This window comes from Mucilaginibacter antarcticus (assembly GCF_042686155.1).
Classification (GTDB): Bacteria; Bacteroidota; Bacteroidia; order Sphingobacteriales; family Sphingobacteriaceae; genus Mucilaginibacter; species Mucilaginibacter antarcticus.
Genome location: NZ_JBHUON010000015.1, coordinates 74,651 through 88,711 on the forward strand (window position 1 = coordinate 74,651; position 14,061 = coordinate 88,711).

14 protein-coding genes are annotated in these 14,061 nt (G+C 42.1%); 9 read left to right on the top strand and 5 right to left on the bottom strand.

The features are described from left to right. Positions 1-107: 107 nt before the first annotated feature. The 4 genes from ACFSYC_RS13010 (at position 108) to ACFSYC_RS13025 (ending at position 4,565) form a co-directional block, all read left to right on the top strand. Positions 108-1,487, top strand: a complete 1,380-nt coding sequence (locus ACFSYC_RS13010) for a TolC family protein (protein WP_377128258.1) — start codon at positions 108-110, stop codon at positions 1,485-1,487. Positions 1,488-1,511: 24 nt separating this feature from the next. Continuing rightward, a complete protein-coding gene (locus ACFSYC_RS13015) occupies positions 1,512-2,852 on the top strand; it encodes an efflux RND transporter periplasmic adaptor subunit (RefSeq protein WP_377128260.1) in 1,341 nt (446 codons plus the stop codon). Between the two features lie 162 nt (positions 2,853-3,014). Then, the gene (locus ACFSYC_RS13020; RefSeq protein ID WP_377128263.1) at positions 3,015-4,022 is read left to right on the top strand and encodes an NAD(P)H-dependent glycerol-3-phosphate dehydrogenase; all 1,008 of its coding nucleotides are present in this window, start codon (positions 3,015-3,017) and stop codon (positions 4,020-4,022) included. 168 nt (positions 4,023-4,190) lie between these two features. After that, on the top strand, positions 4,191-4,565 hold the full coding sequence (locus ACFSYC_RS13025; protein WP_377128266.1) for a hypothetical protein: 375 nt from the start codon (positions 4,191-4,193) through the stop codon (positions 4,563-4,565). A gap of 317 nt (positions 4,566-4,882) precedes the next feature. On the opposite strand, the gene ACFSYC_RS13030 is transcribed toward ACFSYC_RS13025, so the two are convergent. The 3 genes from ACFSYC_RS13030 to ACFSYC_RS13040 form a co-directional block, all read right to left on the bottom strand. Further along, positions 4,883-6,793 (bottom strand): DEAD/DEAH box helicase, encoded by a 1,911-nt coding sequence (locus ACFSYC_RS13030; protein WP_377128268.1) that lies wholly within the window; start codon positions 6,791-6,793, stop codon positions 4,883-4,885. Between the two features lie 154 nt (positions 6,794-6,947). Next, positions 6,948-7,466, bottom strand: coding sequence for a signal peptidase II (lspA, locus tag ACFSYC_RS13035; RefSeq protein WP_377128271.1), 519 nt, complete (start codon positions 7,464-7,466; stop codon positions 6,948-6,950). 21 nt (positions 7,467-7,487) lie between these two features. Next, on the bottom strand, positions 7,488-7,955 hold the full coding sequence (locus ACFSYC_RS13040) for a DUF4293 domain-containing protein (RefSeq protein WP_377128274.1): 468 nt from the start codon (positions 7,953-7,955) through the stop codon (positions 7,488-7,490). Between the two features lie 119 nt (positions 7,956-8,074). Here ACFSYC_RS13040 and ACFSYC_RS13045 point away from each other — a divergent pair, with 119 nt between their 5' ends. The 4 genes from ACFSYC_RS13045 (at position 8,075) to ACFSYC_RS13060 (ending at position 12,228) form a co-directional block, all read left to right on the top strand. Further along, a complete protein-coding gene (locus ACFSYC_RS13045) occupies positions 8,075-8,593 on the top strand; it encodes a DUF892 family protein (protein ID WP_377128277.1) in 519 nt (172 codons plus the stop codon). A gap of 71 nt (positions 8,594-8,664) precedes the next feature. Then, a complete protein-coding gene (truA, locus tag ACFSYC_RS13050; protein WP_377128280.1) occupies positions 8,665-9,423 on the top strand; it encodes a tRNA pseudouridine(38-40) synthase TruA in 759 nt (252 codons plus the stop codon). A gap of 93 nt (positions 9,424-9,516) precedes the next feature. Beyond that, positions 9,517-11,349 (top strand): ABC transporter ATP-binding protein, encoded by a 1,833-nt coding sequence (locus ACFSYC_RS13055; RefSeq protein ID WP_377128348.1) that lies wholly within the window; start codon positions 9,517-9,519, stop codon positions 11,347-11,349. 318 nt (positions 11,350-11,667) lie between these two features. After that, complete coding sequence (locus tag ACFSYC_RS13060; RefSeq protein WP_377128283.1) at positions 11,668-12,228, top strand: hypothetical protein; 561 nt, start codon at positions 11,668-11,670, stop codon at positions 12,226-12,228. Positions 12,229-12,335: 107 nt separating this feature from the next. Here ACFSYC_RS13060 and ACFSYC_RS13065 read toward each other — a convergent pair whose 3' ends face one another. Beyond that, positions 12,336-12,572, bottom strand: coding sequence for a hypothetical protein (locus tag ACFSYC_RS13065; RefSeq protein WP_377128286.1), 237 nt, complete (start codon positions 12,570-12,572; stop codon positions 12,336-12,338). 127 nt (positions 12,573-12,699) lie between these two features. Here ACFSYC_RS13065 and ACFSYC_RS13070 point away from each other — a divergent pair, with 127 nt between their 5' ends. Beyond that, complete coding sequence (locus ACFSYC_RS13070) at positions 12,700-13,161, top strand: ABC transporter substrate-binding protein (protein ID WP_377128289.1); 462 nt, start codon at positions 12,700-12,702, stop codon at positions 13,159-13,161. Between the two features lie 32 nt (positions 13,162-13,193). Here the strand turns inward: ACFSYC_RS13070 and ACFSYC_RS13075 are convergent, their stop codons facing one another. After that, the gene (locus tag ACFSYC_RS13075) at positions 13,194-14,042 is read right to left on the bottom strand and encodes a transporter (protein WP_377128291.1); all 849 of its coding nucleotides are present in this window, start codon (positions 14,040-14,042) and stop codon (positions 13,194-13,196) included. Between the last annotated feature and the right edge of the window lie 19 nt (positions 14,043-14,061).

Here is a 14,061-nt window from a genome sequence, read left to right on the forward strand (position 1 = left end):
CTGAGAAAAAATCACTTAATTTAGTGAGCGTTATAAATAGTCATTAACAACAAGCTCAAATCTAACATCTACCGGCCGACATCTCAAATTATTGCACGAATAAGTTTATGACCCGATATAAAATAACCCGTATAGCCCTGGCAAGCCTGCTGCTTGTTACGCTGGTATATGCACCTGTATTCGCTCAGGAAAAAATCACGCTGCAAATGGCTGTAGACCGCACCTTGGCTAATAACTTGACGATAAAGCAATCGTTGGTTAATGAGCGTATTGGCGACGTGGATTTGCAACAAGCAAAAAATAATTTATTACCAAGCCTAAACGCAAGTACCCAGGGAGGGTATAACTTTGGCCGAAGCCAGATAGCGGGTCAATTTACCTATACTACAGCAACATCTTTTAACGCCAGCGGTAATGCGCAAATGCAGGTAACTGTTTTTCAAGGTGGCCAATTGCGTAACCAGATTATTCAAAACCGAATTGCGCTTGATGTTAATAAAGGCCAAACTGCAAAAGTGAAGAATGACCTGGTGTTAAACGTAGTAACTACCTATTTGCAGATTTTGACAAATCAAGATTTAGTGACGGCTGCAAAGCAACAAATTGATTTGGCTAATCAAACTCTGCAGCGGTCAGATATCAGTTTTAAAGCAGGGAATCAAACCCTGGCTGACCTTTCGCAGGCTAAGGCACAGGTATCAACAGCGACATTAAATTTAACCACTGCTCAAAATCAACTTGACCTTTCGTTATTGATATTAAAACAATTTATGGAGGCAGATCCGTATGCACCGATAGAAGTTGAAAGACCGGATATTAGTAAACTAACAGACATTCAAACTATTTACAATGCCAACGAAGTAGTGCGTACTGCAATGAATATTAATCCCGATATTCGGTTGGCAGAGCTGCAACAAAAGACTTCTCAGCAAGCTATACGTGTAGCTAAATCATATTATTATCCAACTGTGAGTTTATATGGAGGGCTTGGTTCTAACTACACAGACAGGTTGAAAACAAAAGTGATAGATGTAGATAATAATGTACCTGTGTATTCCCCTTATTCTGCTTTTAGTCAAATAGGCGACAATTTTAATCAAAACATTGGCTTAAGTGTTCAGGTGCCAATATTTAACAAATTTAACACACGTAGCAATGTGCGCAGAGCTGAGCTTAACTTTCAAAATGCACAGCTTAATACGCAAATTTCAAAAAATAACCTAAGCAAAACTATTATCCAGGCGGTGCTTGATCTGCAATCTGCAGATAAACAGTACCAATCAGCCACACAAACCTTTGAAGCGAATAAAGATGCATTGAACGTTACTAAGCAGCGCTATGATGTTGGGCTTGTAAATTCGTTAGACTATAACACGGCTGTAACCAATTTTAATAGATCACAAACGGATATGATCCAAGCCAGGTACAGTGTCATTTTCCGCAGCAAGATCATAGACTATTATCTAGGAAAAACTATAACATTATAAAAAAGAATAAATCCTCCACATATCATGGGAAAGACTACAAAATATACTTTAATTATACTTGGCGCGCTTGTGGTGTTGCTCATTATTGGCAAGGCCACCGGCATCATCGGTAAATCAAAAAAGACAGAGGTGGCTACCGAAAAAGCTGCCATTCGCGAGATCAACGAAACGGTATCTGCCAGCGGCAAAATTAAGCCACACATTGAGGTAAAAATCAGTCCGGAAGTATCCGGAGAAGTGGTTGAACTACCTGTAAAAGAAGGCGACGTGGTAAAAAAAGGTCAGCTTTTGTGTAAGATCCGCCCGGATATTTTAAAATCAGGTTATGACCGTGCTGTTGCGTCATACAACTCGCAAAAAGCAAGCGTCGGCAACTCGGGTCAGATGTTAAAACAAGCCGAAGCTACCTTTAACAACCAGGCGTCAAATTATAAACGGAGTAAGGAGCTTTTTGATAATAAAGTGTTAACAGCGGCCGAATTTGATAATGCCAAAGCCAGTTATGAGGGTGCTAAAGCCTCGCTAGAAGCTTCAAAGCAAAACGTGATAGGATCGCGCTACGGTTTGGCGCAATCGCAAGCTACGGTTAAAGAGGCGCAGGATAATTTGTACAAAACTACAATCTACTCACCGGTTGATGGTGTAATATCAAAATTGGCTATTGAAAAAGGCGAACGTGTTTTGGGTACCAACCAATTTGCCGGTACCGAGATCATGACCATATCAGACTTGAGCCAAATGGATGTCAATGTTGACGTAAACGAGAATGATATCAATCGCATCACTCTCGGCGACCAGTCGAAAATTGAGATCGACGCCTTCTTCGGTAAGAAATTTACCGGCGTAGTTACAGAGATTGGTAGCTCGGCTAACGTTGTAGGCACCAATGCCGATCAGGTTACCAACTTTACCGTTAAGGTAAGGATAGATGCGGCATCGTACGCCAACCTGCTGGCTAAGTCATCGGCTAACCCTTCTCCGTTTCGTCCGGGGTTAACAGCTACGGTGGAGATCAATACTAACCACACCAAAGCGCTTTCTGTACCAATTCAATCGGTAACTACCCGCGAGGATAAAAAGAATGACGAAGAAGGCCCTAAGAAAGATGCAAAAGTAGCTAAGATTGCCAACGCGCTAACTAAAGAGTACGTGTTTGTTTACGAAAACGAGAAAGTAAAGCAAGTAGAAGTAACCACCGGCATACAAGACGATATGTACATACAGGTACTATCCGGCATCAAAGCGGGCCAGGAAGTAGTGTCTGCACCTTACCCGGCCATATCTAAAACCTTGAAGGATAAAGACGAGGTTACTAAGGTTGACAAGGCCAAGCTATTTGCTGGCGATAAAGAGAAAAAGAATTAATGGGATTAAAGTTAAAAATGTGCGGACATGCACATGATTTAATAATTGAGGCTAATCGTAAGATTAGCCTTTTTGCATACTTTCCCGCTCCTCCCGTTCATTACCTGATATCCGCCCATTTGCATATCTGCACATCTAACCATTATTGTTAACTTTGCGTTAATGCAGCAAAAAAATAACAAGGTATTAGTTGTAGGTGGGGGTAGCTGGGCTACGGCCAATGTTAAAATATTGACCGATAACACCACCGAAAAAGAGGTTTTTTGGTGGATGCGTAATGAGCAAGCTGCAGCGCATGTGAAGCAGTTTAAACACAACCCTAATTACCTGAGTTCGGTTGAGATTAATGTGCCTGCCGAAAATATTTCGACAGACCTTAAATCCCTGATCGCTAAAGCCAATGTTATTTTATTGAATGTACCTGCGGCTTTCCTGAAAGAGGCTTTGCATGACATCACGCCAGAAGATTTTGTAGGGAAAAAGGTAGTATCGGCTATTAAAGGAATTGTGCCTGATGAGAACCTGATAGTGGGCGAATTTTTGAATACTAAGTACAATATATCCTTTGATGATATTGTAGTGATCAGCGGTCCCTGCCATGCCGAAGAAGTGGCGCTTGAAAAATTATCTTACCTAACCATAGCATCCGGCGACCCCGAACTTGCGGCTGAATTTGCCGCGATGCTAAACACGCGGTATATTAAAACCATTGTATCTGATGATATATTCGGCACTGAATATGCCGCGGTATTAAAGAATATCTACGCCATTGCCGGTGGCATTTGCCATGGTGTTGGCTATGGCGATAACTTTCAGGCGGTGCTGATATCAAATGCTATACGCGAACTGATGCGCTTTGTAGATGCCATACATCCCATTACACGCGATATTAAAGAGTCGGCCTACCTTGGCGACTTGTTGGTTACTGCCTACTCTCAATTTAGTCGTAACCGTACCTTTGGTAATATGATAGGCAAAGGCTACACCGTACGCTCTGCCCAGTTAGAGATGAATATGGTGGCGGAGGGTTATTACGCCATAAACTGCCTACACGAAGTTAACAAGCAATACAATGTAAACATGCCAATTGCCGATGCGGTGTATGCCATCCTTTATCAAAAAAAGTCGCCGGCTTATGAGATGAAGAAGTTGGCTGAGCAGTTGAATTAGTTGTGATAATTAGATAGTAAAATAATTGATTTGCTTATTGTATAAGTTGTTCATTTTGTGTTATTATGGTTTTAGCGGCTAACTTTAAGTCGCCATTCTTTTACAGCTTTTCTTTTTCCCGACAGCTTTGGCAGCAAAATTGTAATAGTATCTGTAAATACTACTACCATGAAAAACATATTAAAAATAGCATTAGTTACAGGCGGTATGTTAGCTGCCATGCAAGGCCCGGCCTGGGCGCAAGAAAACAAGCCGGTTGGGAAACAAATTACCGAAGCAGGTAAAGACGTAGGTAACGCTACAGCTACTGCGGCTAAAGATGTTGGTAAAACTACCGCTAAAGGAGCTAAGGCCGTAGGTAAAAAAACATCCCAGTTAGCATCAAAAGGTGCAGCCGCGGTTACTGACAAACGCTACAATGGCCATTGGGCACAAACAGGCGAACTGGTTTACATAGATGAGTATAACAGGTACTTTTATGTAGATAAAAAAGGACATCGCCAGTTTATTACAAAAGTACAAATGCGTACTACTAAACCGTAAATTAAATAGTAGTCAATTAATATCGCCATGAAAACTTATGCTTTAATAGCCATCCACATAGTTACGGCAGTGCTGTTGGCGGGTATGGCGTAACTTAGCAATAAAGGTTACAGATTAGAGATTAGTTGATAGAGAAGAGAAGAAGGATAGGTGAGGTATCAGCAATCTTTAATCTGTAATTAGTATAATACAAAAAGCCCCTACGAAGGGATCGAAGAGGCTTTGAAACTAAAACTAAACTAAAACTATCTTGTAAAGAATAAAGATTGGGGATTAAACCAACCAATCTTTATTCTTTAATTGCTGATCCTTAAAACTTAAGATCTGCGTTTACGGTCGCTACGATCTTCGCGGGCTTTGCCTGAAAAATCACGGAAACCAGCATTAGCGCTTGGGTTACCACGGTAACCACCATCACGACGGTCGCCACCGGCACTGCGGTTGCCGCCATCACGACGATCTCCGCCACGGTCACCACCACCACGATATCCACCTCCGCCTTCGCGACGATCGCTACCACCACGGTAACCACCTTCACGACGGTCGCCACCACCACTACGGGTAGTGCTTGTGCCTTCGCCAGATACTTCTATACGTACTTCGCGGCCTTTAAATTCAACGCCTTTAAAGTTATTTATTACAGCTTCACTGTCAGCATTTGGGACTTCAAAGAAGGAATACACACCTTTAACGTCAATCTTACCTACGGTACGGCCGCTAATTTTAGCATTTGTACAGATATAGCCCAACAAGTCGCCACGGTTAAACTCGTCTACCGAGCCTAAGTTGATAAACAAACGGGTATATTCTGATGGTCCGCTTTCGCCACGTGGAGCGCGTTCGCTACGTTCTCCGCGCTCACCTCTTTCACCACGCTCACGATCAAATCTGCCTTCTTCAACAGGGGCATTTAAATCAGCTGCGTTTTTATAATAATCTAAAAAGCGGTTAAACTCGATAGATGCAAAACGTTTAATAAAGTCTTCTTTAGAAACGTCTTTAAACTCTTCCATAATACGCGGAAGATATTGTTCAATTTGCTGCTCGTTAACTTCTACTTTGTGGATAGTGTGAACGATAGAGAATAATTGTTTCTCGCAAACGTCAAAGCCGGTTGGGATATCAGTTTTAACGAATTTTTTACCTATAACACGCTCAATCTGACGAATCTTACCTAGCTCTTTTGCATTAACAATAGCGATAGATACACCTGTTTTGCCGGCACGGGCAGTACGACCGCTACGGTGGGTATAATTTTCAACCTCGTCTGGTAAAGAGTAGTTAATTACGTGTGTTACGTCGTTAACATCAATACCACGTGCAGCAACGTCTGTAGCAATTAATAGCTGCAGGTTACGCTCGCGGTAGCGTTTCATCACTTTATCACGTTGTTGCTGAGATAAATCACCGTGCAACGAGTCGGCATTATAACCGTCCTTCATTAACGCTTCGGCAATGTCCTGAGTTTCAATTTTAGTACGGCAAAATACGATACCAAAAATGTCAGGGTTAAAATCAACAATACGTTTAAACGCGGCATACTTGTCACGGGCACGTATTACATAGTACTCATGCTCGATGTTGGCGTTGCCGGTGTTTTTAGTACCCATGGTAAGCTCAAACGGCTCATTCATGTACTTTTTAGCTATGCGGCGTACTTCGGCCGGCATAGTTGCAGAAAACAGCCATGTTTTCTTGGTGTCTGGCGTGGTAGACAAAATACTGTCAATATCTTCCTGAAAGCCCATGTTGAGCATTTCATCAGCTTCATCCAATACTACAAATTGCACCTTTGTGAAATCAATTGCCTTACGGTTGATAATATCAAGCATACGGCCAGGTGTGGCAACGACGATTTGAACGCCGCGACGGATCTGGCGTAATTGGTCAGAAATACTAGCTCCACCATAAACGGCAACAACGTTTACGTTGTCCATTTTTTTGGAGTAATTTTTAATGTCGTTAGTAATTTGCAAACAAAGTTCGCGTGTTGGGCATAAAATAAGCGCCTGTGGATGATTTTCTTCGAAATCCAACAGTTCTAATAATGGTAGGCCAAAGGCAGCAGTCTTACCGGTCCCGGTTTGGGCTAATCCGACAAAATCGTTGCTGCCTGTTAACAATACCGGGATTGACTGTTCCTGGATTGGCGTAGGGTTTTCAAACCCTAACTCAGAGATGGCATTAACAATATCTTCACGGATTCCCAGATTAATAAATGGGTTCATGATTTAAAATAACGTATCTGGCTACATCGCCAAATCGGGCGCAAAGGTAAGGTTAATTATCGGAAATCGCAACAGATACGCCATGTTTTAGATTAGTTACACAGCGTTTGAGCAGATTGATAGTTGAAAAATGGCGGTAATTGGCTTTAATCGGTTAGTTCTTATCTGGTTTCAACAACCCCTTGTTCTTACTATTATAAATAATAAACAACCCAATAACCCCTGATGTTATCCACACATCGGCTACGTTAAATATACCGGTTCGGATATCCCCGACGCCTATGTTCATAAAATCGGTAACCCGGCGGTCGTAAATAATGCGGTCAATAATATTGCCGAGTCCGCCGGCTATGATCATGGAAAAACAGAAGAGCTTAAAATTGGTAAAGTTGCCAATCTCTCTCATCACATAAACAAACAAAGCTATCATTACAGCGAGGGGAATTATGCTCAGCAGCCAAAAGCTCCAGGGCTGCGGCAGGCTATCGCCAAGGCTTAGAGCAGCCCCTGTGTTTTCAACATATTCGAAGCGAAAAAAATTATTCCAATAAACTTTGGGTTCTCTAAACATCAGGTGGTCTTTAGCCCATTGCTTGGTAACACGGTCAAGACCAATAAATGCGAGGCAGGCAAGGCAAAACCAAATTACTTTAACCCTTGTTTCTTTTGTCATAATACTAATGGAGATGGCTAGTTATCTCAACCTGTCGGCAGAGCGTACTAGTTTTTCGTCTTTTTGGATAGACTTTTGCGCAATAACTATCAGCAACAAACTTACAGATAGCAGGATAATACCAACACCATAGTTGCTCATATTTAAATAAGCGCCACCCAAGACATCTTTAACGGTTTGCGCCGCCCAATAGCTATAACCAATATTTAGCACCATTAAAAGGTAGCAAAGGTTGATCTGTGTTTTCCGATCTTTATACATAAAGATCACTATTAGCGGCAACAGTGCTACAAATGCAGTGGCTAAGGTTAGCACGGTAAAAATCTCTGTGTGAACGCGCTGTCCATTAATATCCTGATAAACACCGGTAACCATAATGGTTAGGGCTTTGCCATCAACATAAGCATTGTTGATAAGCGGAAAAACAAACAGCGCGGCTATTACGAGCCCTGCAGCAAAAAGATATATGCTTTGTATACGTTGTAGCATTTTGATTATATTTATGCAACAAATATAATAGCGAGTATTGATAAAACTATCATACGGGCTGACATTATTGAAAGTGTAAATAAACTTGTAAATTTGGCCTCCTTAATTGTTAAAACAACATGGCACAAACCCCTGATGCTTCGCTCACACCCAAAGAGGTTAAGTTTGAAGACAATCATTTAAAACGAATGTTTCTTGAACATTTGAACAGCATATATTTGGGTAAGCACCACCTGCTTGATTTTTTTGAGGAGATAAAAGAAATGGCTTCGTTAAATCAGTTAAAGCTTGCAATAGAAGAACTTAAAAGCGATACCCAAAAACAAATTGAGCAAATGGACGCTATTTATGTGTCCATACATAGCACACCCTCTAATGTAAGTGTATTGGGTATTAAGGGTATGACTTTAGAAGCGTACCTTTCTGTTATTAAATCGGTAAAGACGCCGTTGGAGCGCGATGCCTTTGTTTTGTTTTACGTGCAAATTATTGAAGGCATTGAGATAACCTACTTTAAGGTGCTTAAAAACCTGGCTAAGGCCATAGGGTACAATAATAGCTTTTTAGACCAACCCTTTGACCTTGCTGTTGAGAATCGACTTTTATTTGAAGCCATTTATAACGAGTATATTAATTAATTGATTATCATATCCTAGCTTAGCCAAACTTAATTCCCAATCGCTAACCAACTAATTACTATTTTTGCCTGATGGCAAAGTACCGCTATTTTATAGAGCTTTCTTACGATGGTAAGAACTATCACGGCTGGCAAACCCAGCCTAATGCTACGGCTGTTCAACAAGTTCTGGATAAAGCGCTTAGTACAGTTTTACGCCAGCTTATTGAAACTTTAGGTTGCGGCCGTACGGACACCGGCGTGCATGCTACTGAGTTTTTCGCCCACTTTGATTGTGATCATTTAATCGAAAGCCAGTCGGCCATGGACAATATTATTCGTGGGCTGAACTCTATTTTACCTCGTGATATCGCCATAAAGAACATTTTTGAAGTTGATGCCGGGACTCATGCCAGGTTTGACGCTACTTTACGCAGTTACCAATATCATATTCATTTTAAAAAGGACCCGTTTAGAAACGGTTACTCGTGGTTGCTGCGCGACGTGCCCGACCTGGAGCTGATGAACCAAGCCGCCGCTATTATTATGGAGTACACAGATTTTAGTAGTTTTAGTAAATCAAACACGCAGGTTTTTACTAATAATTGTAAGATTTATAACGCCGGATGGGAAGGAAACAGCAATGGAATACAATTTAATATTTCTGCCGATAGATTTTTAAGAAACATGGTGCGCGCCATTGTTGGTACCATGATGATGGTAGGCAAAAAAGAGATCCCGCCAGAGGGCGTCCGCGAAATTATTGAAAGTAAGAACCGCAGCAATGCCGGCACATCAGTACCTGCTTGTGGTTTGTATTTGACGGAGGTGAAGTACCCTTTTACCCTCTAATCCCCAAAAAGGATCGATAGCGGAGAATCTATTTATTTCAACCAATAAAATTACCTTTGTAGCGTGAGCGATACCAAAAATACTGACACCAAAATAGCTGCTTTAAAAGCGCCCACTTTAGGGGGCGGAGGGACCGTTACAGGTAAAGCTTTCGATTGGCGTTTGCTAAAGCGTATAATACACTATGTCGGGCCTTACAAGGGTACTTTTATCCTTTCGGCGGTTTTGACAGTCTCTCTGGCAGGGAGCGCACTTGTGCAGCCTATACTAATTCAAAAAACGCTGGACGAATATATTATGCAGAACGACTACAACGGCTTGCTATTTATGGTAGAGGCCATGATAGTGTTGTTGGTTGTTCAAACGGTAGCGCAGTATTACCAAACCTTTCTGACTAATACCTTAGGGCAATCGGTTATTCGTGATCTGCGGGTTGACGTATTTAATCATATTACCAGCCTGCGGCTCAAATATTTTGACCGGACACCTATTGGGATGTTGATTACGCGGACCGTAAGTGATCTGGAAACTATTGCTGACATCTTCTCTGAAGGTTTGATCTCCATCATAGGCGACTTGCTGCTGGTGGTGGCTATCATTACCTATATGATCATCCAGGACTGGAAACTGGCCATGATCACCCTGATACCTATGCCGTTTTTGTTTGCATCAACGTATGTATTTAAAGAAGCCATTAAATCGTCTTTTCAGGAGGTACGTACGCAGGTGGCCCAGCTAAATACCTTTTTGGCCGAGCATATTTCGGGCATGAGTGTGATACAGAACTTTGCACGCGAAGCCCAGGAGATGCGTAAGTTTAATGCAGTTAATCTTAAATACCGCGATGCCAACATTCGCTCTAACTGGTATTACTCTATATTTTTCCCTGTTGTCGAGATCTTGTTCGCCGTTTGTATTGGTTTACTGGTTTGGTATGGCTGTCAACGCATTTTATCAGATCAGCAATTGTCGGCTATCAGTGCTCATGGAAGCGTCACACCAGGCCGTATAGTGGAGTTTATGGTGCTCTTGAATTTACTGTTTAGACCTATTCGCCAACTGGCTGATAAGTTTAACACCCTGCAAATGGGCATGGTAGGTGCCGACAGGATTTTTAAAGTATTAGACACCGACGAAGTTGCCCCTAACCCCGGCACCTTAAAACCCGAGCGCCTAAATGGTGAGATTGAATTTAGAAACGTTTGGTTTGCTTATAACGATGAGAACTGGGTTTTAAAAGATATTAACTTCCACATTAAACCCGGCGAAACGCTGGCGCTGGTTGGCGCTACGGGCGCTGGCAAATCATCAACCATAAATATCCTTAACCGTTTTTATGAGATAGGTAAAGGCGAGGTGGAGGTTGATGGGCAGAATATTAGCGATTTTGATGTAAATTATTTGCGGTCGCAAATTGCTACGGTGATACAGGATGTATTTTTGTTTACCGATACCATTGCCAACAACATCAGCCTTAACAACCAAAAGATCACCCGCGAGCAAATCATTGCGGCAGCAAAAGATGTAGGCGCGCATGAATTTATTGAACGCCTGCCGGGTGGCTATGATTATAATGTCATGGAGCGCGGCGCAACGCTTTCTGCGGGGCAGGCGCAGCTTATCTCTTTCATCCGGGCGCTGGTTTATAACCCGGCTATTTTGGTGCTGGATGAGGCTACCTCATCAGTAGATACCGAGACAGAGGTACTGATACAAAACGCTATTAATAAACTTATGCAGGGTCGCACGGCTATCGTCATCGCCCACCGTTTGTCGACTATCCAAAATGCTGACAAGATCATCGTACTTGACCATGGCGAGATCAAAGAAATAGGAACCCATCAGGAGCTGCTACGTATTGATGGCGGCTACTACCGCAAACTGTACGATCTGCAGTTTAACTCAACCGGTATAGCGCGGGCTTAAGCCCAAATACAAAAGTCTGTCATTTCGAAACGTAGTGAGAAATTTATACGCTGGGTAAGTTGCTCGTAGAAAATTTCTCTGCGTTTCTCGACTGAAGTAGCAAACTGGTTGAACAGGCTGTCTATTATCAACCATAATACGCCAAGCTCAGCCGCTTAACTTGCTGATATACCGCAAAATACTACATCTGTATTATTGATGCCCGTTGCTTTAGGGGATAACTTTGACTTGTCAATCAGCCGGAAAATATTGCCGCGCTATCGACATCAACAAAGTAATTAAATAACAAAAACTATAAATCCTCTAAGCAAAATTATTATGAAAACACGTTTTACCCTACTAGTAGCCATGATCATGATCAGTGGTTCATCAGTAATGGCTCAAGGCCTTTTAGGCAAAATTGTATCAGGCGCAGCAAAAGTAAGCGAAACTGCAAATGGTGCTAACGGTGCTGCAACCAGCGTTGGTGGCGCCTTAGGTACTGCAGAGCAAGCAGTGGGTGCGGTTAACCAGTTAAAAGGGTTATTTGGTGGTAAAAAGAAAAAAGAAGCTGAAGCTGCCGCCGCTGCTATAGCTACCGCTGCTGCAAATGCAATTGCTGCTGTACCCGTTTTACCTGCCGGTATGAAAATTACTACCGTTACAGTAACAGGAATTGATTATGCTACCTTGAAAAAATTTAACGAAAGCATACAAGCTTGCGGTAGCGTAACAGAAACCAAAATGAAATTTAACTCAACTTCTTCAACTATTGACGTTACGCACAAAGAGTCGACCGACAACCTGTTAAAACTAATGTCAGAAACGAGCAAAGACATCTTTACCGACAAAAACATTGAAGGTATTGAAGATGGTAAAATTGCCTTAAAACTTAAATAACAAGCTTCCCTAAAATAATAACATATTAACTGTCTGCTTTAGGAGGGGTTTACCGGGTAACCGGTTGCTCCTCCTTTTTGTATTTTCACGCTGCAGCCAGTCAATAGCTAATCGGGTTGTACTTGCCCTTTGTCCATACCTTCCTCGGCAGGTGGCGTTTTAATAGGGTTAACGGGTTGCTCTTCCCTTTCTCTTTTAGTAGCTATGTCGCCACCGTGGGGTTGGTCGGCATCGTATTGTCTATCTTCAGGACGCACTTTGCTTTTGTGGCCGTTATCATTTGGCCTGTCCGTTGGGGTATCTGATGGCGATGCTTTGTCTGTAGAGTTTGCTGGCTTTGTCATATTGCTACAACAGGCGTCCCGGAAGTTTGTTTAATGGGATTCCTTAATATGGATTTGATTTTTGTATCCAAACCAATCGCAACAAAAAAATCTGCACCTTTGCCTTGCTATTTTACGGCGATACACCATGAATAATTTACCCGAAGAGCTACAGGAACGCATAGATATTATAAACCATAAGCTAAAGTTTACTGACGCAAAGCCCATGGTAGCCTGCATAGTAGCTTTAAACCCATTGCAACTTGCTACAGATGAATTGGCTGAGCAGATTACGAGGGCCGGCGGTATATCTATAGCAGGCGATGCTGATACGATGTTGCAGCTTAATCCCGATGTGATCATATTAAAACCTCAAGGCTACAGCATTGAGCAAACCATATCCACAGTGGCGAGCTTGTTTGACTTAGATGGCTTTGCCGATTTAAAGGCAGTTAAGAGCAACCGTTTTTACATCGTCGACGGCGACCAGGCTTTTAAGAGCAACGAAGAAACCTACGTGGATGCTGTAGAATTATTGGCGGAGATCATTTACCCCAAACAATTCATCTTCGGCCACGAAGGCGAAGGCTGGGTTAAGTTCAGCCTGTAATAAAATAATGCCCACTCGGGCTTGTCGGTTCTTTAATACCTGAAAGCTATCCCGGCAAAGTAGTTTTTCTTTGCTTCGTGCTGTAAACCATAGTTGATACCTGCATCAACTTTAACATCAGGGCTAATTTCAAGCTGCAGTGCGGCGTTCACAAAATTCCGGATCTGGTGATCCTTGAAATTGTAGGTGTAATAGGTTTCGCCCATTACTTCTAGCTTTTTAAAAAGCACGTGGCTTAACACTAATGTTTGCAGCAACTCTGTGTGCATACCCTCTTCTTCATCGTCTTTTAGGCGGTCGCCCTCTACTTGCAGGCCTATTTTCCAATCATGCAGTAGTTTAAAAGATACAGGCACTATCAATCCCTCTTCATAGCTTTTATTGTCTGCGTAACGGTTGGTAGGAAACTTTATGTAAGGCATAACGGCTATGCTAAAGTTACCATTGTAATTACCATATAAATTTTGCTTAACACGTACAGTGATATCGCCAAAGCCCTGGTTGGTTTGCTTATCCATTGTAACAAGGTCCTTGGTAATGTCTTTACCATAGGTTTGTACAACTAATTGTAGGGAGGTATTTTTTAACAGGCCAACCTTTATATTAGCCTGGTTTATTAACCAGGTTTGCTTCAGGCTTTCTGTACTGCGTTGCCTTTCGTAATTAACCAGATCCGCTTCATACTGTATATGTCCTGCTTCAACGGTGTAGGGTGTTTCGGTAATATCCGGTCGGTCTGTTTCCATGTCCTCGCGCATGAGCGCCCTGGGCAAGGGCTTAAATAAACTATAGGTTTTACGGGTGTTGTCTACCTGTCCATATACATTTATGGTGACTGTAAAGAGTATAGCTAGTGCTAGTAAACGTTGCAGATTTATCATATAGCCGTGTTAAATTATT

Excerpts from the sequence above, each read along its gene's own strand:
- ACFSYC_RS13045 (WP_377128277.1), top strand. The coding sequence starts at position 8,075 with ATGGCACAAACCCCTGATGCTTCGCTCACACCCAAAGAGGTTAAGTTT.
- ACFSYC_RS13025 (WP_377128266.1), top strand. The coding sequence starts at position 4,191 with ATGAAAAACATATTAAAAATAGCATTAGTTACAGGCGGTATGTTAGCT.
- ACFSYC_RS13030 (WP_377128268.1), bottom strand. The coding sequence starts at position 6,793 with ATGAACCCATTTATTAATCTGGGAATCCGTGAAGATATTGTTAATGCC.
- ACFSYC_RS13015 (WP_377128260.1), top strand. The coding sequence starts at position 1,512 with ATGGGAAAGACTACAAAATATACTTTAATTATACTTGGCGCGCTTGTG.
- ACFSYC_RS13020 (WP_377128263.1), top strand. The coding sequence starts at position 3,015 with ATGCAGCAAAAAAATAACAAGGTATTAGTTGTAGGTGGGGGTAGCTGG.
- ACFSYC_RS13070 (WP_377128289.1), top strand. The coding sequence starts at position 12,700 with ATGAATAATTTACCCGAAGAGCTACAGGAACGCATAGATATTATAAAC.
- truA (WP_377128280.1), top strand. The coding sequence starts at position 8,665 with ATGGCAAAGTACCGCTATTTTATAGAGCTTTCTTACGATGGTAAGAAC.
- ACFSYC_RS13040 (WP_377128274.1), bottom strand. The coding sequence starts at position 7,955 with ATGCTACAACGTATACAAAGCATATATCTTTTTGCTGCAGGGCTCGTA.
- ACFSYC_RS13065 (WP_377128286.1), bottom strand. The coding sequence starts at position 12,572 with ATGACAAAGCCAGCAAACTCTACAGACAAAGCATCGCCATCAGATACC.
- ACFSYC_RS13075 (WP_377128291.1), bottom strand. The coding sequence starts at position 14,042 with ATGATAAATCTGCAACGTTTACTAGCACTAGCTATACTCTTTACAGTC.
- ACFSYC_RS13060 (WP_377128283.1), top strand. The coding sequence starts at position 11,668 with ATGAAAACACGTTTTACCCTACTAGTAGCCATGATCATGATCAGTGGT.
- lspA (WP_377128271.1), bottom strand. The coding sequence starts at position 7,466 with ATGACAAAAGAAACAAGGGTTAAAGTAATTTGGTTTTGCCTTGCCTGC.
- ACFSYC_RS13010 (WP_377128258.1), top strand. The coding sequence starts at position 108 with ATGACCCGATATAAAATAACCCGTATAGCCCTGGCAAGCCTGCTGCTT.